The organism is Mesorhizobium escarrei (assembly GCF_935825525.1).
GTDB classification, from domain to species: Bacteria; Pseudomonadota; Alphaproteobacteria; order Rhizobiales; family Rhizobiaceae; genus Mesorhizobium; species Mesorhizobium escarrei.
In genome coordinates this window covers 26,311-50,350 of the sequence record NZ_CAKXZT010000149.1, presented here as the reverse complement: position 1 = coordinate 50,350, position 24,040 = coordinate 26,311, and the positions used below count along the sequence as shown (strand labels likewise).

Sequence of the window (24,040 nt, the reverse complement as noted above, 5' to 3'; positions counted from 1 at the left end):
GGAAAGGAGTACGTCACCTTGGCGGCGATCGCGAGAATGAGGGAGCTATGCCGCGGACGTCGAAAGGGCCACGCCTCGTCTGGCGGGACGAAAGCCGAAAAAATGACGGAACGCTCCGAAACAGGGACGGATGGTTCATCCGCGACAGGTCAACCTTCATCAGCGCTGGCGGCGGCGAAAAAAGCCGCCCAGGAATTGAAAATGAAAAGGCGCTCGCAGCCTACATCGCCGACACGTACCAGCCAGCGCGCGAGCGCGGACGCGGTGCGGATGATGTCCTGATCGCCGATGTGATCAATGTCTACCTGACCGAAGTTGCGCCGAGGCATGCCGCGCCAGAAGAGACGGCGGCTCGGCTGGACAAGATCCTCGATTTCTTCGGCGAAAAGACGCTCGCCGCCATCAACCGCAAGCTCTGCCGTGATTACGTCGCGTCCAGGCCAACGGAAGCCGCTGCGCGCCGCCAACTCGAGGATCTTCGCGCGGCCATAAGATATTACCGGCAGGAAGGTTATACGGCAGCCGCGCCCGCGATTGCCCTGCCTGAGAAGCCGGCGGCGCGCGAACGCTGGCTGAGGCGCAGTGAAGCGGCCGCCCTTATCTGGGCCGCGTGGCGCATGAAACAGACATGGAAAGGCCAGGAGAGTGGCCGGCGCACCGGACGCCATCTTGCCCGCTTCATGCTCGTCGCGCTCTACACGGGGACGCGCTCGGCCGCAGTCTGCGGTGCCGCCATCCGTCCCACCGAAAGGCGTGGTTATGTGGATCTCGAGCGAGGTCTATTTTATCGCCGTGCTGATTGCGCCAAAAGGACCAAAAAGCGCCAGCCACCTGTGCGCCTGCCGGACCGGCTGCTCGCACATTTACGTCGCTGGGCCTGCACCGATCTCGACATCAAGACCAAGGGGCGGGGCAAGAGCGCGAATATCGGCCGCAAGATATCGCAGAGTTTTGTCGTCGAGTGGAACGGAAAGCCGGTCCAATCGATCAAGAAGGGCTTCAGGACGGCGCGCAAAACCGCAGGCCTCGGCCCCGATGTCACTCCGCATACCTTCCGCCACACCGCCGCGACTTGGCTGATGCAGGCTGGTGCGGACGTCTGGCAGGCAGCGGGCTTTCTCGGCATGACCGTGGATGTGTTGATTGACACTTATGGTCACCATCATCCCGATTTTCAGGCAGACGCGGCCGACAAGATTGCGAAGAAGCAGGTTGCCGCCAAGGGGCCGACAACCGTCTTCAGGATGGGCCAAAACAAAGCGCCAATGCCGCACCATCACCCCACAGTTTCCCCACAGAATTGCCGGAAAGAAATGAGAACAATGGCAAGCGAACGTGACGGGAGGGCTTGGGAATCCGCAGCTTTGCTGCCAATCCCCATCGTTCGGGACGATGGGGTCGCAGGTTCAAATCCTGCCACACAGCATGCCAAATACGCCCGCTACGCTGAGCTGCCCCCCGGCAATCTATGCGATTTTTGAACCGGCGACTCTGGCAAGAGCAGTTAATCGGCTCGCTGGGTCGAATGGCTCCGGGTCAGTTTAGCGGAATTTGATCGCGATGCGGGCGGTTTGCACGGTGAGAGGCCATGAATGTCGCGAAATGTACGCAGCTGTGTCGTCGCGAAGCAACCGCACTTTGCAAGTCTCTCCACGTCAAGTTAGGTAGTTTTACTCTGACATATTCTTTGTCCTTGTGTATCAGGGAACTAGCTATTCTCTATTCCCTGCTATCGTTCAGCCAGGGAGGAGAGGAATGCAGGCCACCAAAATACTGTGGGGCCAAGTCCTCACTGTCCTTCTGATTGTACTCATCACCACCTGGGGTGCGACGCAGTGGACGGCGTGGCGGCTGGACTCCCAGCCGCAGTTAGGCTCGCCTTGGTTCGAGCTTTTTGGCAACTCCGTCTATCCACCGCCTGCATTTTTCTGGTGGTGGTTCTTCTACGATGCCTATGCGCCTGAGGTTTTCATCGAGGGCGCGCTGATTTCCGCGAGCGGCAGCTTCATGGCGATCGCCATCGCGATTGGGATGTCCGTGTGGCGGGCGCGGGAAGCAAAGAATGCTGCGACTTACGGATCGGCGCGCTGGGCCACGCGCGACGAAATCAGAGCCGAAGGCATGATCGGTCCCGATGGCGTCGTGCTCGGGAAATTCGACCGCGACTATCTACGTCATGATGGTCCAGAACATGTGCTGTGTTTCGCGCCAACGCGAAGCGGCAAGGGCGTCGGTCTCGTTGTGCCGACGCTGCTCACTTGGCCGGGAAGCGCTATCGTCCATGATATCAAGGGGGAGAATTGGGAACTGACGGCCGGATGGCGGTCGCGCTTCGGCCGCGTACTGCTGTTCGATCCGACCAATGCGACGTCGGCGGCCTACAATCCATTGCTGGAGGTGCGGCGGGGTGAATGGGAAGTGCGCGATGTTCAGAACGTCGCCGATGTGCTGGTCGATCCCGAGGGCTCGTTGGAACGCAGGAATCATTGGGAGAAGACCAGCCACGCGTTATTGGTTGGCGCCATCCTGCATGTCCTCTACGCCGAAAAGGACAAAACACTCGCCGGCGTTGCCAATGTTCTCTCAGACCCACAACGACCGATCGAGACGACGCTGCGCACCATGATGCTGACGAAACACCTGGGTGAGGGCGGTCCGCATCCGGTCGTGGCGTCGGCCGCACGCGAACTGCTCAACAAGTCGGAGAACGAACGATCTGGTGTCCTCTCGACAGCCATGAGCTTTCTGGGTCTCTACCGCGATCCGGTCGTCGCAAAGGTAACGTCACGCTGTGACTGGCGCATCGCCGACCTCGTCGAGGGCGAACGGCCGACGACGCTCTATCTGGTTGTGCCGCCCTCTGACATTAGCCGCACCAAACCGCTGATCCGGCTCGTGCTCAACCAGATCGGCCGCAGACTGACGGAAGATCTCCATGCGAAGGGTCGACGGCAGCGACTGTTGATGATGCTTGACGAGTTCCCGGCTCTTGGCCGGCTCGACTTCTTCGAGTCAGCTCTCGCCTTCATGGCGGGCTACGGCATCAGAAGCTTTCTGATTGCTCAATCGCTCAATCAGATCGAAAAGGCATATGGTCCAAGCAACTCCATTCTAGACAATTGTCATGTGCGGGTGAGCTTCGCCACCAACGACGAGCGGACCGCCAAGCGCGTCTCCGACTCGCTCGGCACGGCGACCGAGTTGCGCGCGATGAAGAACTATGCCGGGCACCGGCTTTCGCCTTGGCTGGGACATCTCATGGTGTCGCGGCAGGAAACGGCACGCGCCTTAATGACGCCTGGCGAGGTCATGCAGATGCCATCGACTGACGCCATCGTCATGGTGTCAGGTTTGTTTCCGATCCGGGCAAAGAAGGCGCGCTATTTTGCGGATCCCCGATTTGCCGAACGTGTTGTGCCGCCACCGAAGCCCGCGATAACAGAAGGAACCTCGCGCCCCGACGACTGGACAGACGTAACAACTCCTGCGGTACCAAGGGATGATCCTCAGCAATTGAAACCCCCGACAGAACCGCAGGACGAAGATCCGGCAAATAGCGGCATCCGCCGTCAGCCCGAAATTCCGGAGCACGAGGATATCGCGCCCGAGCGAACCGCACAGCGTGACGGCGAGTTCGACCTTGATCGGGACGAACCCGATGATGACGCCGTCCGTCGACGCTCAGTCGACCAGGCGATGCGGCGCGCCGCGCGGCAGGCCAGCCTCGATCCCAATGACGGCATCGAGCTTTGAACTGTGAAGAACGCTAAGAAGAAACGGCTGTCGGCCTATCTCGACCCTCACGTCATGAAAGCGCTCGCCGACTACGCGGCGCGGCGCGACGTTTCGCTGTCCCTGATCGCCGAGGCGGCGATCGCCTCGTTTCTGTCACCGGATGCGGAGGAGCGGAAAAAGGCGGCAGTTGCTAGGCGCCTGGACCAGATCGACCGTCGCGTGCAGCGCGTCGAGCGTGACGTCGGCATCGCCATCGAGACTTTGGCGCTGTTTATCCGTTTTTGGCTCAGCTCGACCCCGGCATTGCCGGAATCTGCGCAGGCCGAAGTCCGCGCGAAGGGACTGCAGCGCTATGACCGGTTCGTCGACGCACTTGGCCGTAGACTGAGCAAAGGGCCAAAACTCAGGCAGGAGATCGCCGAGGACGTCCCGCCGGCATCGCGCGCCGACGCGGATGATTTGACAGCTAGATAGATAGTGGAGGCGAGCCGGCGAGACCGCAGCGCCGCCTTTCGCAAGTCTCTTCAGGCCGCAGTGCGATTGCTCGATTTGCTTGTTGCAAGGTCACCATTCCTGCCTCTTCTAATCATCCCCGATCGCGGCACGAACCAGTTCGCCGCAAGAAATGGGGACCATCATGGCATACACTCATGCCGGCAAAGAAGCAGTATCGCGCGGGGCGCGCATGCTGCGCACCGCACTCGGCCCGGCCATCGCCGGTTTCCTCGAAGACCCGGCAATCGTCGAGGTGATGCTTAACCCGGACGGGCGGCTCTGGGTCGACCGGCTGAAGGAAGGACTTGTCGCCACCAACGAAGTTCTGATCCCCGCCGATGGCGAGCGGATCGTCCGACTGGTCGCGCACCATGTCGGCGCCGAGGTGCATCCCGCCAGCCCGCGAGTGTCGGCTGAATTGCCGGAGACCGGGGAGCGTTTCGAGGGCCTGCTGCCGCCCGTTGTCACGGCACCCACCTTTGCCATCCGCAAGCCCGCCGTCGCAGTGTTCACGCTGCAAGACTACGTTGCCGCCGGCATCATCACGGAGAGCCATGCCGGTGTTCTGCGGCTCGCCGTTGATCAGCGCAAAAACCTGCTGATCGCCGGCGGCACGTCGACTGGCAAGACAACGCTTGTCAACGCACTGCTGGCGGAGGTCGCCAAAACGTCCGATCGCGTCGTGTTGATCGAAGACACACGAGAACTGCAGTGCGCGGCACCCAATCTGGTCGCGCTGCGCACCAAGGATAGGGTCGCCTCGCTGTCCGATCTGGTGAAGTCATCGCTGAGGCTTCGTCCTGACCGTATTCCGATCGGCGAGGTGCGTGGCGCAGAAGCCCTCGATCTGCTGAAAGCCTGGGGCACCGGCCATCCCGGCGGCATTGGCACGATCCATGCCAGCTCCGCCGTCGGCGCACTGCGTCGACTTGAGCAGCTCGTGCAGGAGGCTGTCGTCACGGTTCCGCGCGCGCTGATCGCCGAAACCATCGACCTCATCGTCGTCCTCGCAGGCCGCGGCTCGGCCCGACGCCTTGTCGAGATCGCACTCGTCGACGGTATCGATCCTGCCACCCGCGATTATCGAACGCACGATGCCAGGCTCGAGACCGAACCCACCCAAGAATCCCCAGCCCGCATGGAGCCCCACAATGAATCCGATCCGCTTCACTTCATCCTATAGCCCGAGGTTTAGTGCGGTGCTGCCGCTGGCTGCGTCGACTGCTGCGGTCATGACCATGATGATCGCGCCCGCATATGCAGCCGGGTCCTCCATGCCGTGGGAGGAGCCGCTTCAACAGATCCTCGAATCGATCGAGGGCCCGGTTGCCAAGATCGTGGCGGTGATCATCATCATCGTCACCGGCCTGTCGCTCGCCTTCGGCGACACGTCGGGCGGATTTCGCCGGCTGATCCAGATCGTGTTCGGGCTGTCGATTGCCTTCGCGGCGAGTTCTTTCTTTCTCTCGTTCTTCTCCTTCGGCGGCGGAGCGCTGATCTGATGGATGAGGACATCCGCGGTTTCTTCGCGCCGGTGCATCGCGCGCTCACCGAACCGATCCTGCTCGGCGGCGCGCCCCGCGCAGTCGCCATAGCCAATGGCACCCTGGCTGGCGCGGTCGGCCTGGGCCTGAGGCTCTGGATTGCCGGACTGGTCATCTGGGCGATTGGCCATTTTGCGGCCGTCTGGGCCGCCAGGCGCGACGCGCAGTTCGTCGATGTCGTTCGCCGGCACCTGCGCTATCCCGCCCATCTCGGCTGCTGAGAGATTTTTCGCCATGATGAACCTCGCCGAGTACCGCAAGCGCTCGTCCACGCTCGCCGACTATCTGCCCTGGGCCGCCCTGGTGGCGCCGGGTGTGATACTCAACAAGGACGGCAGTTTTCAACGAACGGCGCGCTTTCGCGGTCCCGATCTGGACTCTGCCACGCCGGCCGAACTGGTCGGCACCACGGCGCGGCTGAATAACGCGCTGCGCCGTCTTGGCTCCGGCTGGGCTATTTTTGTCGAGGCACAACGCAACCCAGCCACCGACTATCCCAACAGCAGTTTTCCCGATAGCGCATCTGCACTCTTCGACCTTGAGCGGCGCGAGCAGTTTGAAGCCTCCGGTGTGCTGTTCGAGAGCAGCTATTTCCTCACCTTCGTCTGGTTGCCGCCCGCTGAGGAAGCATCCCGGATGGAGAGCTGGCTTTACGAAGGCCGGGACAAAAGCGGCGTCGATCCGTGGGAACTCCTGAAGAGTTTTGTCGACCGCACCGACCGCATGCTGAACCTGCTCGAAGGGTTTGTCCCCGAAGCCGCCTGGCTCGATGACGCCGAGACGCTCACCTATCTGCATTCCTGCATTTCCACCAAGCGCCATCGGGTTCGAATCCCAGAAACGCCGATGCACTTGGACGCGCTGCTTCTTGATCAGCCGTTCGCCGGCGGGCTTGAGCCGCGGCTCGGCGATGTCCATCTGCGCATCCTCACCATCACCGGATTCCCGACGACCACTTTTCCGGGGATCCTCGATGATCTCAATCGGCTCGCTTTCCCTTACCGCTGGTCGACGCGGGCAATCATGCTCGACAAGACTGACGCGACTAAGTTGGTGACGAAGATCCGCCGCCAGTGGTTTGCCAAACGCAAGTCAATCGCAGCGATCCTCAAGGAGGTGATGACCAACGAGGCGTCCGTCCTTCTCGACACCGACGCCGCGAACAAGGCGGCCGATGCCGACGCAGCGCTGCAGGACCTGGGCTCCGACCAGATCGGCGAAACCTATGTCACAGCTACCGTGACGGTTTGGGATGCCGATCCGTCGATCGCCAACGAAAAGCTGCGGCTGGTGGAAAAGATCATCCAGGGCAGGGACTTCACGTCCATTGCCGAACGCGTCAATGCCATCGAGGCATGGCTTGGCAGCATCCCTGGTCACGCCTACGCGAATGTGCGCCAGCCGCCGCTGTCGACCCTAAACCTCGCTCACATGATCCCGCTCTCTGCCGTCTGGGCAGGTCCGGTCGAGGACGAGCATTTTGGCGCGCCGCCGCTGTTCTTCGCGAGAACCGAAGGCGCCACGCCATTCCGGTTCAGCCTGCATGTTGGCGATGTCGGTCACACCCTCGTTGTCGGCCCAACAGGGGCCGGCAAGTCGGTCCTGTTGGCAATGATGGCACTGCAATTCCGGCGCTACGAGAACAATCAGATTTTTGCCTTCGACTTCGGTGGCTCGATCCGTGCGGCCATGCTGGCTATGGATGGCGACTGGCACAATCTTGGCAGCAACGCTTCAAGCGGGCAGGGGCGTGACCATCCGCTCGCTCTGACAAATCTGTCAGACGACATCAATGCCGTTGCGTTGCAGCCGCTTGCCAACGTTCATCAGACATCCGAGCGCGCATGGGCGGCCGATTGGCTCGTTGACATTCTTTTGCGCGAGGGCATCCCAATCACGCCGGAGGTAAGGGAATATCTCTGGTCGGCGCTGACCTCGCTCGCCTCCGCCCCGGTCGAGGAGCGGACGCTGACCGGTCTTTCCGTCCTCTTGCAATCGTCGGCGCTGAAGCAGGCGTTGCGGACCTATTGCATAGGCGGTCCCTACGGCCGGCTGCTCGACGCCGAGCACGAGCGCCTCGGTCAAGCATCGGTCCAGGCATTCGAGACCGAAGGGCTGATCGGCACCGGAGCCGCGCCGGCCGTGCTCGCCTATCTCTTCCACCGCATCGAGCAGCGTATGGACGGCCGCCCGACACTGCTCATCATCGATGAGGGCTGGCTTGCGCTGGACGATGGCGGGTTTGCCGAACAGCTGCGTGAGTGGCTGAAGACGCTCAGGAAGAAAAACGCTTCCGTCATCTTCGCCACACAGTCGCTGTCGGACATCGCCGGCAGCACGATCGCGCCGGCCATCGTCGAGAGCTGCCCCACGCGCCTCTTCCTTCCCAACGAGCGCGCCATAGAACCGCAGATTACCACGATCTATCGCCGCTTCGGCCTGAACGACCGCCAGATCGAGATCGTGGCCAGGGCGACGCCGAAGCGCGATTACTACTGCCAGTCGCGGCGTGGCAACCGGCTGTTCGAACTAGGCCTTGGTCCGGTCGCGCTGGCGCTCTGTGCTGCATCTTCGAAGTCTGACCAGGCGGCAATCGACGCAATCATCGCCGAGGGCGACAGGCGGCACTTCCTCAAGGCCTGGCTTACGAACCGCGGTCTTTCCTGGGCGGCCGGCCTCATTCCCGATCTCACTAACGTCATCGACCAATCCGCAAAGGAGGTTCCCTCATGAGATCCATTCCTGCACGTTGCCTTATCCGTCGCATGGCGGCTGGTGCGATCGCCGTCGCCGTTGCGTTATCATCAAGTTCGGCATCGGCGCTGATCGTATTCGATCCCAGGAACTATGCCGAAAACCTGCTTTCGGCATCACGAGCCCTGGAGCAGATCAACAATCAGATCACCTCGCTTCACAACGAAGCACAGATGCTGATCAATCAGGCGAAGAACCTCACTTCATTGCCGACCTCGCTGCTTGGCCAGATCGAAGGCAACTTCTCGCAGATGAAAAGCCTGCTCGGCGAAGCAAACAAGCTCGCCTACAGCGTCCAGGATATCGAGAGCCAGTTTAATTCGATCTACCAGCAGCTCGGATCGGACCTTTCCAGCCAGCAGCTTGTCGATGGCGCGCGTCAACGCTGGCAGACCTCCGTGTCGGCTTTTGAGCATTCGCTGAAGGCCGGCGCCGTCGCCGTCGATAACATCGAGGGGACCCAGGAGCAGACCAGTTCGCTGGTCGGCGCCAGCCAGTCAGCTGTCGGCGTCCTGCAGGCGACGCAAGCCGGCAACCAGCTTCTCGCCGTGCAGGCGAAGCAGTTTGCCGACCTCACCGCGATGCTGGCCGCGCAAGGAAGGGCTGAAGCCCTTGATCAGGCAAGCAAGGCCGCAGCGCAGGAGCAGGCACGAGAGCAGTTCAGCCGCTTCATGACGGGCAGCAGCTACAGCCCGTCAGCCGTAAAGATGTTCCACGACTGAGGCGAGAGTCGCATGAATCTTAAGATCGCCGCCCGGATGACGGTCGTTCTTGCCCTTGGCGCCGCCATGACCGCCGCCTTCATGGCGTTGCGCGGCGACGGCTTGCAGGACGCGTCCTCCCCGCGCTCCGCACATCCGGGCGGCGAGCCGGCCAAAATCGAACTTGCCCGATGCCGGAACATCGGCATGGCCGCAATTGCCGATGAGGCCTGCGCAAAGGCTTGGGCAGAAAACCGCCGGCGTTTCCTGCGCCCCTCCCGGCCCGCAGCACCATACGTGCCTCCATCGACCGAAGAAGACCAGAGCCGGCTCCTGCCGGTGCGGCCGTCTACGTGGCCCGCCGCGGAAGACCAACTTCGCCCGAGTACGGTGGCTCCATGAACGACACAGGCGTCATCGACCGTTTCCTGGAGACTTTCACCCGCTATATCGATAGCGGCTTCGGCCTGCTTGGTGGGGAAGTCGCATTCCTCACCTCCACCTTGATCGTCATTGACGTCACGCTGGCTGGCCTGTTCTGGGCCTGGGGCGCCGACGAAGACGTGCTGCATCGGCTGGTGAAGAAGACGATCTATATCGGCTTCTTCGCCTTCATCATCGGCAACTTCAATCGTCTGGCCGGCATCGTCTTCGAGAGCTTTTCGGGGCTCGGCCTGAAGGCCGGAGGATCGGCACTTTCTGGCTCCGCACTGCTGCAGCCAGGACGTGTCGCCCAAGTCGGCATAGACGCCGGCAATCCCATTCTCGAGGCCGCCGGCGAACTGATGGGCTACGTCTCGTTCTTCGAGAACTTCGTACAGATCATGGTGCTCATGATCGCTTGGGCGATCGTATTGATCGCCTTCTTCATTCTCGCCGTCCAAATCTTCGTGACGCTCATAGAATTCAAGCTGACGACGCTGGCCGGCTTCGTGCTCATCCCCTTCGCACTGTTCAACAAAACCGCCTTCCTCGCCGAAAAGGTGCTCGGCAACATCGTCGCGTCGGGCGTGAAAATCCTCGTGCTTGCCGTCATCGTCGGCATCGGCTCGGGCCTGTTCGGCGAATTCACCGCCGGTTTCGGCGAGCAGCCGACCATCACGGACGCGCTGTCGCTCGTGCTCGGCGCGCTGGCACTGATGGGCCTGTCGATCTTCGGCCCCGGTATCGCCACCGGCCTCGTGTCCGGCGCGCCGCAGCTCGGAGCGGGTGCGGCAGTGGGAACGGGTCTCGCCGCTGTCGGACTTGGTGCGGCCGGCTATATGGGCGCGCGTGCCGGGCTGAGCGGCGCCGCACGTACTATCGAAACCGGCGGGCGCATGACAGCGTCGGCCGCGCGCGGCGGAGCGCACCTAGCGGGCAGCACCTCGGCCGCCTATGGCCTTGCTGCCTCCACCTCCGGCCAATCCGGTGCCGGAACCGTCGCCGCGGGCTTAGCCGGTGTTGCGAGTGCCGGCGCAGGCGCCGCCGCTCAGCCGATGAAGCGCGCCGCGTCACGCGCCGCTGAAACCATCCGCACCAGCTACCGGACCGGCCAGGCCAGAGCATGGACTGACACTGGCGGCCAGTCACCCGTCGCCGCTGCGGCCGACGACGCTTCCATCGCCGCTTCTTCGGCTTCCTCGGCACCGCCGGCCTGGGCGGCGCGCATGAAGCGCAGCAGCGCAATGAGCCACGGCGCCAGCGTCGCCGCCCATTCCGTGCGCTCCGGCGATCACGGTGGTGGCTCCATGAACGTCCCTCTCGATCAGGATGACCGCAGATGAACCTCTTCAGACGACCGTCGGTGCGCTATGCGCGTACGCCAGAACCGGAGACACCGTATCAGCGCGCAGCGCAGGTCTGGGACGAGCGCATCGGCTCGGCCCGCGTGCAGGCGAAAAACTGGCGGCTGATGGCATTTGGTTCACTCGTGCTGGCCGGCAGCTTCGCATCCGCGCTGGTTTGGCAGTCGTCGCGCGGCTCCGTGGTTCCCTGGGTCGTACAAGTCGACAAGCTCGGCGAGGCGCAAGCGATCGCCCCGGCCGTTGCCGACTATCGGCCGAACGACCCGCAGATCGCATGGCATCTCGCCCGGTTCATAGAACAGGTCAGGAGCATTCCGGTCGACCCAGTCATCGTTCGTCAGAACTGGCTGCGCGCCTATGATTACACCACAGACCGCGGTGCCATTTCTCTCAATGATTACGCCCGATTGAACGACCCTTTTGCCAAAGTGGGCAAACTCCAGATCGCAATCGAAGTTTCCAGCGTCATCCGGGCATCGCTGGACTCCTTCCGCGTCGCCTGGGTCGAGCGCCGCTACGAAAATGGCAGTCTGGCAAGCACAGAGCGCTGGACCGCCATCCTCACCATCGCGATTCAACAACCCCGCGACGCCGAACGGCTGAAGACCAATCCGCTCGGTATCTATGTCAACGCCATCAACTGGTCGAAGGAACTTTCATGATGTGTGCGCCACGAATATGCAAAACGACAAGACGCACCGCCCGCACCATGACACAGGCGCGTGTGTTGGCCCTGATACTGCTGTCGGCGACCGCGCTGGGAGGCTGCGCCTCGAAAAAATACATTCCGCCCGAGATCCAATATGATGATGCCAAGCCTGCGGTGCAGAAGGTCGACCCGCCTGGTCCGGTGAAGGTGGTGGAGCTGCCGAAACCGCTCCCGCTTCCCGGCCAGTTGAAGCCGCTCGAGAGCGGCAAAATGAACTCAGAGTCGGGCGATCCGAAACAGCGGGTCAGCCAAGCCAATGAGGCTGCACGAATGCAGCCCGTCCGCGACGGTTTCGTCAATGCGATCCAGCTCTATCCCTGGAGCGAGGGCGCGCTCTATCAGATCTATGCCGCACCTGGCCAGGTCACCGACATCGCACTCCAGCCCGGCGAGCAACTCGTCGGCACTGGGCCAGTCGCTGCCGGCGACACGGTGCGCTGGATCATCGGCGATACGCAGAGTGGGACGGGGGATCGGCAGCAGGTCCACATTCTGGTCAAACCGACGCGGCCCAATCTGCAGACCAATCTCGTCATCAACAGCGACCGCCGCACCTACCATCTCGAGCTGCGATCAACTGAAAAAACTTATATGGCGTCCGTGTCCTGGCAATATCCGCAGGATCAACTGATCGCGCTACGGCGCCAGAACACGCAGGCTGCCGCTGCCCAACCGGTCGCGTCCGGAGTCGACATTCAGAAGCTCAACTTCCGCTATCGCATCGAGGGCGACGCTGCACCCTGGAAGCCGCTCCGCGCCTTCGACGACGGCGCAAAAGTCTATATCGAGTTTCCGTCGGGCATTGCGCAGGGCGAAATGCCGCCGCTGTTTGTCGTCGGCCCATCGGGCGGCTCTGAACTGGTCAACTACCGCGCGCGTCAGAATTATTACATTGTCGACCGGCTGTTCGCCGCCGCCGAACTCAGGCTCGGCGACAAGACAAGCGAGAAGCGCGTCAGGATCGTGCGCACCGACGGAAAACCGCAGCGCAGGGCGGGACTGTTCCGATGAGCGACGCCCCAAATACCCCAAACCATGACATCAGGGAGGAGCTGCGCTTGCGGCCCGAGCCCGCCAGGGTCACGCGCCTTTCGCGCAAGGTACTCATCGGGCTGGGCGGCGTCGCCAGCGTTGCGATCCTCGGCACATTGATCTGGGCGCTCGACACCAGACGGCGCGGCAACGAGCAGCCCTCCGAGCTCTTCACCATTGAAAATCGCACGACGGCTGACGGCCTGGATATGCTGCCGAAGGATTACTCTGGCATCCCCCAGCTCGGTCCGCCATTGCCGGGCGATCTTGGACGGCCAATACTACGCGCGCGGGAGCGCGGACAGCCGGTCGAGGTGCCCAGCGTCAGCACACCGCGCGCCGACCCGGACGAACAGCGCCGGCTTGCCGAGATCGAGGCCGCGCGCGTAGCAAAGCTCTTTACTGACACCAATGCGCAGGCAAACCCGGCGCGACAGGATGCTGGCGTAGGAAAGACAATCGCCGACACCATTTCCGGCTCGATCCCACCGACCGAACAGCCGCCGCTCGAGCCGGGCTCCGCGCAAAACATGCAGGACCGCAAGCTCGCCTTCGTCAACGCGGAGGTGGATCGCCGCACCGTCAGTCCTGATCGTCTTGCTCAGAAGGCTTCGCCTTATGTCGTGCAGGCCGGCTCCGTCATTGCGGCCGCTCTCATCACCGGTATCCGTTCCGACCTTCCGGGCGAGGTCACCGCTCAAATTACACAGAACGTCTACGACAGCCCGACAGGATCGTACCTCCTTATCCCGCAGGGTGCGAGGTTGATCGGCCAGTACGACAGCCAGGTCGCCTTCGGCCAGTCCCGCGTGCTGCTGGTCTGGAATCGGCTCATCATGCCCGACGGCACCTCGATCGTGCTGGAGCGTCAACCGGGCGCGGACGCTGAAGGTTTCTCCGGTCTCGAGGACGAGGTAGACCATCACTGGGGCCAGCTCTTCCGCGCCGCAGCGCTCTCGACCTTGCTGGGCGTCGGCACTGAACTTGGTTCCAGCGATGATGAGAGCGATATCGCGAAAGCCATCCGCGAGAGCGCGCAGGATTCGGCGTCCGAGGTCGGCCAGCAGATCGTGCGCCGTCAACTTGATATCCAGCCGACACTCACCGTCCGGCCCGGTTTCCCGGTTCGCGTGATCGTCAATCGCGACCTAGTTCTTGCGCCGTACGGCGCATCGAAGGCTCCATCATGACCAGATTGAAACTCTCCTCCATTCCCGATGATCGGCCGGTCAAGGTCACGATCGAATTGCCTGCCGCTGTCCACCGCGATCTTGTCGCCTATGCCGAAGTGCTCGGCCAAGAGACTGACCAGACCATTGCCGATCCGACGAAGCTGGTTGCACCGATGCTGCAACGATTCATGACCACGGACCGCGCCTTCAGCCGAGCTCGACGCCAAACCAAGTCACGATAGGCGGCCCGCGGTCCGCTTCGCTTCCATGAAGCTGAGGGCGACATCCGGCCTGCTCCGAACGAATTCGGCAACTGCATGCAGGAATTCGATAGCGTGCTCGGATGCATCGAAGTCGATAAACAGGGCGCCAGCTTGTGCTCCTCCGGTCGTCTCTGCGAAGGCAAGCGTGCCGTCGAGATCGGCCAGGACGCGACGAAGGTTGTGCAGGAGTCTCATGCCGGCTGGGGTTGGTCGGACACCGCCTGCGTGGCGCTCGAACAGCACCGTTCCAAGCGAATGCTCTAGGTCTCGAATTCGCCGGCTCAGAGCTGAATGGTGGATACCCACACGTCGAGAAGCGCCGAGAAAACTCCCTTCTTCGGCGACAACGAGTGCGCAATCGAGCGTAATAAGCTGGACTCGTCGCATCTCCCTTCCTTCGTCTTGACGCCATCTGGCTCGTCGGATCACGGCTCGAGAGATGGTTCGCTCTCTCACCGGCTTGAAATATCTGGGCGGCGCGCTCCTCAGGCCACCTCACAAGCTTCAATTGTAGGCTGCGCCAGCCTGGTGCTCGCCTTACGCATATCGCGCACTCTAGCCAAAGGCCGCTTATCAAAGCTCGCGGGGACAGCCACCGTTTGGGTGAGGCCGCGAGCCAATGACGGCTTCATTGATCCGGCTGTGCTCCGGACGTTGCTTCGTGAAGGTGCGCTGAACGCGCTGACCCTATTTCGCGCTGGTTGAAATAACCTGGTCAAACCGGTGGCCAGGAGAGCTTCGTCAAGCGCAACACTCTGCTGCAGAACAATCTGTGAGCAGTCAGCGAGGTCGCGCCGGCGACAGGGTGCTTGAATTGGTAATTTATACATGGCTAATAAAGATGCGGTGTTCCTATTTACAAAGCCATCTGATAACATTTAACTGTCTTATATAAAGCAGTAAATATGGTTTCAAGAGCATTGGACAGCAGCTGGCGCGCATTGTCGTTCACCGCCTTCGTCATGCGCGAAATCATGGACAATCCGTTGGAGGACGAGACCGCTTCGTCCCGGCTAAAGCAGGTCGGCTTGATGAGCGTCCTTTATTGCATGCATGTCGGCAACCAGCCGCTGACCCTTGCCGCAATAACGGCCGAGACTGGGCTCACGCGCGGTGGCGTCTATGAGACTATCGCATGTTTGGTCAAACGCAGGCTGCTGGATGAAGTTGAGGTCAGGAATACCCTTGGACGTGGTAAGGCGCGACGATTTTCGATCCCCGAAACGATCTTCGAACAGATCCGACAGTTCGAGCGGTCACCTCGCAAAGAAAAATAAAGCAGTCCCGGTGCAAACGGCGCGATGTCATGCCGAATATGTCTTAAGGCAGACAGATCACGCGCCGGATTGTCCTCCGCTGAAAATCTATGGACTACGAGGTTGAGCCCTGGGCTAATCCCTAAATGGGTGATGCTGATGCCGCCGGCATTGACCATAGGCTAGGGCTACAATGGCATCCGATCCGAACGCCGACATAGGAATCCTGTCGCAGCGTCATGATGTGCTCTCGAACGTCATGAAGGCAGGCTTCAAAAGATGTTGCGTAAACAAAACAGTCGTTTCCCGTGGCGCAATAGTCGTCACGATCATCGGCGTGTGCGGGCCTCTCGTGGCAGCCAGACATCCGGGCCCAAGCTTCAGATCTTTAGATTCGGGTCGTGAGCGGCAGAGTGCCAAGCCGAGATGGCCCAAGTTGTCATTGTGGGCCATCTCTGCCACGCGTGCTGGTCTGTTAGAACGAGCGCTGAAAGCGGACAATGCCGCCGATGTTGGATTTGTCGGTGGCGTCGGTCCAGTTGTACGTGTCCTTTGACCCCACCTCAAGATAGTCAATTTCGCCCGTGACTTTGAAGCCCGGCACGATTTCATATGCAATGTTCGTCGCGACCGCAAAATTCTTGTCGTGGTCATAGGAGATCTGGACATTGAACGAAGTCTTCTGGTTGATCTTGTAGGTGCCGCCACCCCAGATCGCCCAGTTGCCACCCCATTGCTTGTAAAAGCCGCGGCCGTTGGCGTCGATTGTGTTGTTCAAGTCGTCCAGGAGGTTGTCGTCGGTGCCATAGCCGGCCATGATGAACAGCGACAGATTCTGCATCGGCGTAACGTCGAGGCGAACCTTCCCGGCCACCTCTTCATAGTTGCTGTCGTAAGCTACCACGCCGGTTACCGCACCCCAGGCCCGCGCAAACTTCAAACCGCCGACGACATGCGGAACGTAGCTATCGATCGTGCCAACCACGCCTGACCCTTGTTCGAGCGAAATCACGGACGAAAAGCCGTTGCTGGCCTCAAAATAATACTGGACGACGTTGGTGCCCAATCCACCATAGGGGATCAGCGTATCGTTGATGACACTGCCGGCATAGCCAATGAACGTATCGAACGCCGATTCGTCCTTGCCGGCGCGCAGCCCGCCGAGCTGGATCCAGGCAAAGTTCAACGTCAGACCCTTGTCGCGGGCCTGCCAGTTGGTGCCTCCTGTGGCATAGTCACCGCCATTATTGCCGAAGTTGATGCGGGCCTCGGTATAGGTCTTCAAAGCGCCGAGCTCGGTTTGTTGACCGGTCCAGGTCTTCAGCGTGAAGCGCGCATTCTTTTCCCAGGCAGAGTTGGTGCCGTTGCCCATCCGGTCTGGAACATGGTTAGCGCCATCAAACGAACCAGCGTCGCCGGCGGCGATGTCGTAACGGACATAGCCGCCGATGCGCAGGCAGGTCTCGGTGCCGGGGATGTAGAAGTAGCCAGCACCGTAGACGTCGCAGATCCGGACGTATTCAGCGGCTTCCGGCTCGGCGACGACGACAGCGTCGGCGGCGCGCGCATCGGAAACGGCAACCAGCGCCGCAGCAGATCCAAGAAGAAGGCTCTTAAGGTTCATGTTCGTACCCTCCAAAAGTTTTTAAAAAAAGGGTCCGGGCCTTTATGCCGAAGCACAGCGTGCCCACCCGTCCTGCGATTGAGAAAGGCGGGTTCCCGTGCCTTTCTCGGAATCTAAATGAAGTTTAGATCTCGTCGAAATTCAATTAATTAACCGAGACGTAAGTAAATTTTATTGAGCATGAGAAAGCTTCGTTGCTTAAATGACACAATACATCATGAATATTGTTCAACAAGTTTAGAACGTGCAGTTTGTATACTTTGTGCTATTCGTGCACTATCGACGTCGCCAGAAATATCCGACCGATAGATCAAGCGGCGACAAAGGATCGCGGTGCCTATAGGAGTTACTGTTGCAGCAGCTCTCAGTGGTGCTTTTAGAATGACGCGTTGCGGCTCAAGGCTGAGACGACCTCTGCGACAAAATCTTGCCGGAGCATGGCAATGGGGGTCCGGCCGTCGAGACAGGACGAAGGGCTATTCAGCCAGAACCACGCTCGCCGTGGGTTCGCAATGCAGGAGAGCACGTCCCTTATTCCAGGAACGGGCCTGCCATCTACGAATTGGGCCAAGGGAAAGACATGTTTGCGGCTCCCCACCCGCAATGCGACGACCTCATTGTGCCGCCTCCACAGGTGGAGTGTCGATCGGGGTATATGAAGCTGTTCTTCCAAATACGTCTGCCCCACGACCTGCCCAGCCCAGTCTTCGATCAACATCGTTTCAAGGCGGTCTTTCTGATCCGGCAGGTCCTGGAAAGGGTCACCTGCGACTGGGGCGGCGGCGGGATGTTGCGCTTGGCTTACGACGATCATTTCCGAACGAAGCATCGCCCTGACCGCAAGCGATCGCACAAACTCTGACGCCAGTCTGGGCAAGTCGTCCTGCATACTGTCAATGGCGCGCAAATGGACGGGTGCAAGAAGCGCCACTGCCGCAGCAACGCCGCCAGCGATCTTGCCAGCTGAGACAGCGGTTTTTCTCGATTGGTCGCGCCGAGCCAAGGCACGCTCAACCTCCAACGCTATGAAGGTCTCGAATTCATCCAGTTGGTATTTGGGATCGGAGCTTGGCCGCTCAATCATGCAGTGTCACGCCGACGCTGAATACGGGAGAAGCAGAGTCATGAGCGAAGCTCAGGGGTGGAATATTATGAAACGAGGCACGTCCCGTCTGCCTTTGCGTCTGTCGATGACCGGATCTGCTTGTAGAGACGCACCGGCGACCTTGGTTTCGTCAGAGATGACGTTGCGGTTATCGAATCGTAACGCGTGGAGCTGATCGGAAGATTGAAAAAACCATGCGCTCCCGCCCAACCGGTACGACAGGTGACGAGGATTCGACACCAATCCGGAAGACAAAATAGAGCTTCGAACAAATTACCCCTCTACAGCCCGCATATGGCGGGATGGCCGCGCGCTGCGGCCCGCGCGGGTTTCCAACATGTAACCGGCCGTGCGGACCGTTCGAATTGCATCGTAACCGCTCAATTGTCGCAACGCCTGCCTCAATCGCCCGATATGAACGTCGACCGTACGCGGATCGACGGGTCTCGTTCCGCGCCATGCCGCTGCGATGAGCGATGATCTGCTGTGCACCGTGTTCGGAAACTGGAGAAAACACTGCAACAGCCGGAACCCGATCGGCGCCAGATCCAGCGGCCGCCCATTGCATCTGACCCTTTGGCTGGCAAGGTTCATTTCGATCTCGAGCTGTCGCAGCGTCCTACCTGATCCCAATTGGCCGAGACCCTCGCCAGGTAGACCACTCGTCGCACCTGTCTTGAGAAACTGCAGAAGTCTGGCGGGCGCCAAGGGACGGACAAGGCTTTCATCGATACCCGCTTCGATCAGTTCGATGTGACGATCGCTGTTGGCGCCAACCAGTGCCGCAATCGGAATGCGGCCAGTTAGGGCGCTGCGTCTCAGTCCTTCACATATCGCATCGAGGTTGTTCGACGAGCAATCAAGAAGGATGGCATGCGTATTGGGGTGATCCGCAAGACGGACCACCTGAGCCGGTTTGCTAGCCAGACACACCGCATACCCCTCGGCCTCAAGGATGTATTGGAGAAGAAAGCAGAATTCTGCGTCTTCAGAGCTCAAGACCACAACAGGTTTCATTTTATCACCTCCCGTAGCGTTAGGCACATTCTCGCATTTTCACGTCGTCATCATTTCGCACCCGCTCCCGTCTGCTCGCCAGATGGCCTCGATCAGCACACCTACAGAGGCAGGAATTCTCCGCCATTGACGTCCACGACCGCGCCATTCACAAATCCGGCTTCGTGAGAGATCAGAAACTCGACGACGGCCGCAACGTCATCGGGCTGGCCGAGTCTACCGGCCGGAATAGCAGCAAGTGCTGCCCTGTTGGTGGGAGTGTCCGGTTCTCCAGCCATGTTTGTCAGGATCCGGCCCGGCGCGACCACATTCACGGTGATGCCAAAAGGCGCATAGTTAGTAACCAACGATTTGGTCAGTCCCGACAGCGCAGCCTTTGAGGCGACGTAGCTCGCCCCAGCAATTTTGGGCCGCGTGCGCGCTGCGACCGAGCCGATCATAACGATACGGCCGAAACCGCGCTCCATCATGGCTGGGCCGACTGCCTGGCAGCAGAGCATCGCTCCGGTCAGATTGACAGCCAAGACTTCGTTCCACTCTTTCAACTGGATCTCGTTAAAGGGAGTGGCACCGTCAGTTCCCTTGGGCGAAACACCTGCGTTGCAGACCAGTGCGTGCGGCGTGCCCCATCTTGCGCCAAGTGCAACGAAAAACGCTTCAATCTGCGCCGGCATTGCCAAGTCGACGGGTCGGGCGAAGATCCGCTCCGTACCGAACTCTTTGGCCAATTCGTCGCGCGCAGCCTCGACGCTTTCCTGGCGCTGGCTGAACACCGCAACCAGGTAATTTCGAGAAAGAAGCCGACGCGCGGTCGCGAGTCCTATCCCGGTCGTGCCGCCGGTGATCACGGCGATCTGCGGTTCGCTGCCATCGATCATGCTGCGGCGTCGACCTCCGCAAACAGCGATAGAGGCGGATGAGCAGCTGGGTCGGTCATGACTTCAATGACAAAAGGAGAATTTGCAGCCATGCCGGCCCGCAACGCATCAGAAATCTGGTCCGCCGATTCAATCCGAACCGCCGTGCAGCCGCAAGCCCTCGCGATCATTGCATGATCGACCTGACCCAAGTGACACGCACTCGTGAAGGCACCGAACTTGACTGACTCGGCATCTCGCTGAAAGCCGAGAATGCCGTTGTTGAGTACAACCACCGTAATTGGAAGTTTGCAGCGAACCATGGTCTCAAGCTCGGCCCAACTGTGTGCAAATCCACCGTCGCCAACGATGACCACCACCGGGTGTTCCGGTCGCGCGGCCTTTGCCCCGATGGCGAGTGGAATTCCCCACCCCAGCCCGGCCAGACCACGAGGGGTCAAAAACCGCATCCCCGGCGACAACGCCCGAAGCTGGCCGGCGACCCACATCGATGAATAGCTGGCGTCGGCTACGATGGTCGTCTCCGGCGAAATCTGCGCCTGCAGTTCGGCCATAACCCGCTCGGGGCGGATCGGCCCCGAGCGCTTTTCAAGGCGGCTTGAAAGCTCGTTATGAAATTGCGTCCAGAAGCTGCCAATACGGCTTGCGATCAGGCTCCTGGCGGCGCGCCGTCGCGAAAGATCGGATTGGCAAAGGGCTTTGCGCAACGCGCACAGGGTCTCGGCAGCGTCGCCGACCAGGCGCACCTTTGCTTCATAGGTGCGGCCAACCTCCGCCGGATCCACATCAATGTGGATGATCGCCTTGTCAGCAGATATTTGGGTCCAGCTGTCCGTTCCGTTTTGGTTAGTCCGGGTGCCGACCAGCAAAATGACGTCTGCATCCTTCAACAGCGCCACCGAATGACGCCCTAGGGAACACGGCCCGACAAGAGAACCAAGCACTCCGGCCGAGAGCTCATGAAATTCGTCGACCACTCCCTTGCCCATGAAGGTCGTGAAAACAGGAAGTGCGCATTCGTCCTGAAACAAGGCAAGTTCGACTGACGCCCCGCTCGCATGCACACCGCCTCCGGCTATGACGACCGGCGATCGTGCTTCGCTCAAAAGTCGGGCCGCAACGATGACATCGCGTTCAGAAGGGCGCAATCTATCGATTGGCCAGTGGCCGAGATTGGCAGTTCGCTGGAATTCCGCGCCAATCCAGTTTGCGCGCAAGAGGTCTGCCGGCAGCACGAGTGCGGTGGGACCCGGTCGCCCTGACCCTGCAATGGCGAACGCAGCGTCGACGTAATCTTCGATCCGCTCCGGCACCACAACCTTGCGCACCCACTTGGTGCAGGATTGAAATAGCCCCAGATGATCGAGTTCCTGAAAAGCATTGCGGTCGGCTTGGTCGCGCTCGACATCCTGCACGATCGCCACGACCGGTATGCTGGCCTTGAGCGCCTCAGACAAGGGAGGAACCAGCAGCGTGGCGGCTGGCCCATTTTGCGCGGCCACCACGCCGATTTTGCCAGAGCGGCGGGCATACCCATCCGCCATGGCGCCGCCCATGTTTTCCTGCCTGTAGGCGATCTGCCGGATTCCCAAAGCTTCGGCCGCCAGGATGACCGCCGATGGCAAGCTCTGTGCGAAAATATGAGAGACGTCATGGCGTCTCAGTGCCAGCGCAATGCGGCCGGCAACCGTGTTGGAGAGATCTACTGACATTAGCCCCACTTCATCGTTGGTTTGCTTGGCTGAGAAAACCGTCGAAGCAGTCGACAATCATGGTCATTTCTGTCACTCCCATGGGCGTCGACAACGAGGCCGCTGCACCATTTGGCAGGAGGATGCCGGACGCCAGGAAATGTCGATGCAATCTCATCAACGTCTCTGCCTCGTCCCCATTGCAGAACGCTTGTCTGAACTCGCGCGGTGGGTTTTCCTTCGGATGGATCCGGAAAAGCGAAGCGGCGCCAGTTACCGAAAACCGTGCGCCATGTCGCTTGATTGTATCCGATAGACCGGCCCTGACTTGGTTGCCCAGTCGTTCGAGCCGATCGAATTCGTCCTTCGTCAACGCCTGCATGGCTATGTAGCCGGCGAGCATCGAAACCGGGTTGGCCGAAAACGTGCCTCCTTGCGGTAGGCTTCCTTTGGCCTGCTGCGTGCCGAAAACGCGCATTACGTCTTCCCGACCGCCGATGGCACCTATGGGAAAGCCACCGCCAATGATCTTGCCCATAGCGACAAGGTCAGGCTCAAGTCCATATCGGGCCGATGCGCCTTGGTAGCCTTGGCGCAGGTTGAGCACCTCATCGGCGATGATGAGGACGCCACTCCTGCGTGCCGATGCCGTCACGGCCTTCAGATAATCGGAATCTGCGGCAATCAGACCGGCGCGACTGGGCATGGGATCGATAAGGATACATGACAGTCTGTCGGCGGCATCCCCCAGGCGCTGCAAACCCTCAATATCGTTGAACCGCAAAACGAGCACGTCATCTGCGACAGCCGCCGGGACGCCCGCATATAGCGGGACTGGCACCGGATCTTCTGGTGGTCCCCAAGTAGAAGGTGTTCCTGCCTGGCCGATCTCTGCCCAGTCGTAGGCGCCGTGAAAAGACCCTTCGATACGGGCGATGGCAGGCCTGTCCGTGAATGCACGCGCTGCCTTTATTGCGAACATCACGGCTTCGGTGCCACTGTTGACGAAGCGAACTCGTTCAACCGACGGAATACGATCGATCAGCAGTTCGGCAAGATTGATTTCATGCTCGGTCGGGTTCGCAAAGCAGCTTCCGCAGGCAAGCTGCGACGAAACGGCTTCCACGATCGGCGCGTAGGCGTGACCGTGAATAAGCGTGGTGAAGTTGTTGTTCAGGTCCAGAAGACGGTTGCCGTCTACGTCTTCCAGGTAGGCGCCCCGACCCGCCTTCGCATAGCGCGGGACCGGATCACGCTCGACGGTGACTCGCGTCGTGCCATCGGGAAAAACGCGAAGTCCGCGATCGAAGAGCAGATTGGACGCTCCACGAGGTTCATCCGGAGCATCGTGTTGTACGAACATCGTGAGGGTCTCCCGCCGCAACTGCATTTATGTTGCAACAAAAAACACACAATTTGCATTGACGCAACATAAAAACGTCACGCTGGCCGCGATCGACCTGCGTGTCGCTCGCGATTGGCGCGTTTGATGCGTCGATAGCCGTCCCGGATGTCGCTTTCGATCGCCGCGCGAACAGCGCTGCCGTCACGTTCGACCAATCCTTCTATGGCAGCCATGTGGTTGTGGACACCATATTTGGCTTCGGCAAATTCAGGATAGAGATCGTTGAACGAGGCCCCGATTCTTAGCCACAACGTCTCGATCGTCGCGAGCAGATAAGGCATGCCACACAGCTTGTAGATCAAAAAGTGGAACTCCTTATTGCTCCAAAGCGCCTCCGCGTATCGCCTTTCGTCAAGGCCGGCGTTGATTTGCAGTTGCATCTCCTTAAGCGCCTCGATGTCCTCGTCGACCACACGAGCGGCGGCTTTCTCGGCAGCTAGGCCCTCGAGAGCCAGGCGCATAAGCGTAATTTCTTCAAGGGCTTGTGGTTCTAGATGGGGAACAATGACTGTCTTTGGCCCGGCATAGACCAGCGCCCCTTCGAGGGCCAGGCGATTGATGGCATCCCGCGCCGGCGTGGAACTCACCCTCAGATCCTCGGCTAGGCCGCGAACCGTCAGCTTGTCGCCGGGCTCATATGCGCCCCGGATCAATTTTTCCTTGATCTGCTGGTACACGCGATCACCGAGACGGGCCGGCTGCCGGTCGTCCTCTATGACGAGCTGAGTGCTGGAGGCCATCAAGAAATCCTGAAGTTGACAGAGTGAATTTTTTGTTGCATCAAATTCGAACTGTGAAGTCGAAGTGAAGTTTGTGTGACATCTGAATAACATATTTCCGCTCTCGCGTCCCGCAGTTTTGGGGCGGCGACA

General features: G+C 60.4%; 24 protein-coding genes and 1 pseudogene. 16 read left to right on the top strand and 9 right to left on the bottom strand.

What is annotated here, in order from left to right; genetic code table 11:
* Positions 1 to 47: 47 nt before the first annotated feature.
* The 14 genes from NMG80_RS26080 (at position 48) to NMG80_RS26015 (ending at position 14,171) form a co-directional block, all read left to right on the top strand.
* Positions 48 to 1,481 (top strand): tyrosine-type recombinase/integrase, encoded by a 1,434-nt coding sequence (locus tag NMG80_RS26080; protein ID WP_254020771.1) that lies wholly within the window; start codon positions 48 to 50, stop codon positions 1,479 to 1,481.
* A 274-nt stretch (positions 1,482 to 1,755) separates the two neighbouring features.
* On the top strand, positions 1,756 to 3,753 hold the full coding sequence (locus tag NMG80_RS26075) for a conjugal transfer protein TraG (RefSeq protein WP_254020770.1): 1,998 nt from the start codon (positions 1,756 to 1,758) through the stop codon (positions 3,751 to 3,753).
* A 54-nt stretch (positions 3,754 to 3,807) separates the two neighbouring features.
* On the top strand, positions 3,808 to 4,209 hold the full coding sequence (locus tag NMG80_RS26070; RefSeq protein WP_254020858.1) for a CopG family transcriptional regulator: 402 nt from the start codon (positions 3,808 to 3,810) through the stop codon (positions 4,207 to 4,209).
* A gap of 163 nt (positions 4,210 to 4,372) precedes the next feature.
* Entirely contained in the window at positions 4,373 to 5,413 is a 1,041-nt protein-coding gene (gene trbB, locus NMG80_RS26065) for a P-type conjugative transfer ATPase TrbB (protein ID WP_254020769.1), read from the top strand.
* Positions 5,414 to 5,462: 49 nt separating this feature from the next.
* Complete coding sequence (locus NMG80_RS26060) at positions 5,463 to 5,732, top strand: TrbC/VirB2 family type IV secretion system protein (RefSeq protein WP_236370677.1); 270 nt, start codon at positions 5,463 to 5,465, stop codon at positions 5,730 to 5,732.
* Positions 5,732 to 5,995, top strand: a complete 264-nt coding sequence (locus NMG80_RS26055; RefSeq protein ID WP_236370675.1) for a VirB3 family type IV secretion system protein — start codon at positions 5,732 to 5,734, stop codon at positions 5,993 to 5,995. The genes NMG80_RS26060 and NMG80_RS26055 overlap by 1 nt, the downstream gene beginning before the upstream one ends.
* A 13-nt stretch (positions 5,996 to 6,008) precedes the next feature.
* Positions 6,009 to 8,507: a conjugal transfer protein TrbE gene (gene trbE / locus NMG80_RS26050; protein WP_254020768.1), complete on the top strand. Its 2,499-nt coding sequence runs from the start codon at positions 6,009 to 6,011 to the stop codon at positions 8,505 to 8,507.
* Positions 8,504 to 9,250 carry a P-type conjugative transfer protein TrbJ gene (gene trbJ, locus NMG80_RS26045; RefSeq protein WP_436798682.1) on the top strand — a complete coding sequence of 249 codons (747 nt, stop codon included), beginning with the start codon at positions 8,504 to 8,506 and terminating at the stop codon, positions 9,248 to 9,250. The genes trbE and trbJ overlap by 4 nt, the downstream gene beginning before the upstream one ends.
* Positions 9,251 to 9,262: 12 nt before the next feature.
* Complete coding sequence (gene trbK-alt, locus NMG80_RS26040; protein ID WP_254020767.1) at positions 9,263 to 9,631, top strand: putative entry exclusion protein TrbK-alt; 369 nt, start codon at positions 9,263 to 9,265, stop codon at positions 9,629 to 9,631.
* Complete coding sequence (gene trbL, locus NMG80_RS26035) at positions 9,628 to 10,995, top strand: P-type conjugative transfer protein TrbL (RefSeq protein ID WP_254020766.1); 1,368 nt, start codon at positions 9,628 to 9,630, stop codon at positions 10,993 to 10,995. The genes trbK-alt and trbL overlap by 4 nt, the downstream gene beginning before the upstream one ends.
* Positions 10,992 to 11,678: a conjugal transfer protein TrbF gene (gene trbF, locus NMG80_RS26030; protein WP_254020765.1), complete on the top strand. Its 687-nt coding sequence runs from the start codon at positions 10,992 to 10,994 to the stop codon at positions 11,676 to 11,678. The genes trbL and trbF overlap by 4 nt, the downstream gene beginning before the upstream one ends.
* Positions 11,679 to 11,725: 47 nt before the next feature.
* A complete protein-coding gene (gene trbG / locus NMG80_RS26025; RefSeq protein WP_254020764.1) occupies positions 11,726 to 12,736 on the top strand; it encodes a P-type conjugative transfer protein TrbG in 1,011 nt (336 codons plus the stop codon).
* Complete coding sequence (locus NMG80_RS26020) at positions 12,733 to 13,947, top strand: TraB/TrbI/VirB10 family type IV secretion system protein (protein ID WP_254020763.1); 1,215 nt, start codon at positions 12,733 to 12,735, stop codon at positions 13,945 to 13,947. Before trbG ends, NMG80_RS26020 begins: the two co-directional genes overlap by 4 nt.
* Entirely contained in the window at positions 13,944 to 14,171 is a 228-nt protein-coding gene (locus NMG80_RS26015; protein WP_254020762.1) for a DUF2274 domain-containing protein, read from the top strand. The genes NMG80_RS26020 and NMG80_RS26015 overlap by 4 nt, the downstream gene beginning before the upstream one ends.
* Here NMG80_RS26015 and NMG80_RS26010 read toward each other — a convergent pair.
* Positions 14,163 to 14,579, bottom strand: coding sequence for a LysR family transcriptional regulator (locus NMG80_RS26010; protein WP_254020761.1), 417 nt, complete (start codon positions 14,577 to 14,579; stop codon positions 14,163 to 14,165). The two genes, NMG80_RS26015 and NMG80_RS26010, sit on opposite strands and share 9 nt — an antisense overlap.
* 575 nt (positions 14,580 to 15,154) lie before the next feature.
* Here NMG80_RS26010 and NMG80_RS26005 point away from each other — a divergent pair.
* Positions 15,155 to 15,469 (top strand): MarR family transcriptional regulator, encoded by a 315-nt coding sequence (locus tag NMG80_RS26005; RefSeq protein ID WP_254020760.1) that lies wholly within the window; start codon positions 15,155 to 15,157, stop codon positions 15,467 to 15,469.
* Between the two features lie 454 nt (positions 15,470 to 15,923).
* On the opposite strand, the gene NMG80_RS26000 is transcribed toward NMG80_RS26005, so the two are convergent.
* On the bottom strand, positions 15,924 to 17,072 hold the full coding sequence (locus NMG80_RS26000) for a porin (protein ID WP_254020759.1): 1,149 nt from the start codon (positions 17,070 to 17,072) through the stop codon (positions 15,924 to 15,926).
* A gap of 376 nt (positions 17,073 to 17,448) precedes the next feature.
* The gene (locus NMG80_RS37995; RefSeq protein WP_436798685.1) at positions 17,449 to 17,790 is read right to left on the bottom strand and encodes an antitoxin Xre/MbcA/ParS-like domain-containing protein; all 342 of its coding nucleotides are present in this window, start codon (positions 17,788 to 17,790) and stop codon (positions 17,449 to 17,451) included.
* Here NMG80_RS37995 and NMG80_RS37990 point away from each other — a divergent pair.
* On the top strand, positions 17,728 to 17,934 hold the full coding sequence (locus tag NMG80_RS37990) for a hypothetical protein (RefSeq protein ID WP_436798688.1): 207 nt from the start codon (positions 17,728 to 17,730) through the stop codon (positions 17,932 to 17,934). The genes NMG80_RS37995 and NMG80_RS37990 overlap by 63 nt on opposite strands.
* Before the next feature lie 15 nt (positions 17,935 to 17,949).
* Here NMG80_RS37990 and NMG80_RS37985 read toward each other — a convergent pair.
* The 6 genes and pseudogenes from NMG80_RS37985 to NMG80_RS25970 form a co-directional block, all read right to left on the bottom strand.
* A pseudogene (locus NMG80_RS37985) lies at positions 17,950 to 18,156 on the bottom strand (hypothetical protein); the annotation flags it as partial.
* Between the two features lie 294 nt (positions 18,157 to 18,450).
* Complete coding sequence (locus NMG80_RS25990; protein WP_254020757.1) at positions 18,451 to 19,194, bottom strand: response regulator transcription factor; 744 nt, start codon at positions 19,192 to 19,194, stop codon at positions 18,451 to 18,453.
* A 101-nt stretch (positions 19,195 to 19,295) separates the two neighbouring features.
* Complete coding sequence (gene fabG / locus NMG80_RS25985; protein ID WP_254020756.1) at positions 19,296 to 20,072, bottom strand: 3-oxoacyl-ACP reductase FabG; 777 nt, start codon at positions 20,070 to 20,072, stop codon at positions 19,296 to 19,298.
* Complete coding sequence (locus tag NMG80_RS25980; RefSeq protein ID WP_254020755.1) at positions 20,069 to 21,784, bottom strand: acetolactate synthase catalytic subunit; 1,716 nt, start codon at positions 21,782 to 21,784, stop codon at positions 20,069 to 20,071. The genes fabG and NMG80_RS25980 overlap by 4 nt, the downstream gene beginning before the upstream one ends.
* Before the next feature lie 10 nt (positions 21,785 to 21,794).
* Positions 21,795 to 23,126, bottom strand: a complete 1,332-nt coding sequence (locus tag NMG80_RS25975) for an aspartate aminotransferase family protein (protein ID WP_254020754.1) — start codon at positions 23,124 to 23,126, stop codon at positions 21,795 to 21,797.
* A gap of 77 nt (positions 23,127 to 23,203) precedes the next feature.
* Entirely contained in the window at positions 23,204 to 23,908 is a 705-nt protein-coding gene (locus NMG80_RS25970; RefSeq protein ID WP_254020856.1) for a GntR family transcriptional regulator, read from the bottom strand.
* Positions 23,909 to 24,040 lie beyond the last annotated feature (132 nt).